Here is a 598-nt window from a genome sequence, read left to right on the forward strand (position 1 = left end):
CCTTCCTCCCCGCTGAAAGTACTTTACAACCCGAAGGCCTTCTTCATACACGCGGCATGGCTGCATCAGGCTTGCGCCCATTGTGCAATATTCCCCACTGCTGCCTCCCGTAGGAGTCTGGACCGTGTCTCAGTTCCAGTGTGGCTGGTCATCCTCTCAGACCAGCTAGGGATCGTCGCCTAGGTGAGCCGTTACCCCACCTACTAGCTAATCCCATCTGGGCACATCTGATGGCAAGAGGCCCGAAGGTCCCCCTCTTTGGTCTTGCGACGTTATGCGGTATTAGCTACCGTTTCCAGTAGTTATCCCCCTCCATCAGGCAGTTTCCCAGACATTACTCACCCGTCCGCCGCTCGTCACCCAGGAGCAAGCTCCCTGTGCTACCGCTCGACTTGCATGTGTTAGGCCTGCCGCCAGCGTTCAATCTGAGCCATGATCAAACTCTTCAATTTAAGTTTGATGCTCGTGAATTAAACTTCGTAATGAATTACGTATGTTCACTCAGAGACTTGGTATTCATTTATTGTCCGAAGACATTAAGAATCCATGTCACTTTGAGTGCCCACACAGATTGTCTGATAAATTGTTAAAGAGCAGT

General features: G+C 51.0%; 1 rRNA gene. It reads right to left on the bottom strand.

What is annotated here, in order from left to right:
* A 16S ribosomal RNA gene (locus KIF87_RS23025) occupies positions 1 to 452 on the bottom strand; the annotation flags it as partial.
* Positions 453 to 598 lie beyond the last annotated feature (146 nt).

It is taken from the genome of Enterobacter sp. 120016, assembly GCF_018383635.1.
GTDB classification, from domain to species: domain Bacteria; phylum Pseudomonadota; class Gammaproteobacteria; order Enterobacterales; family Enterobacteriaceae; genus Enterobacter; species Enterobacter asburiae_D.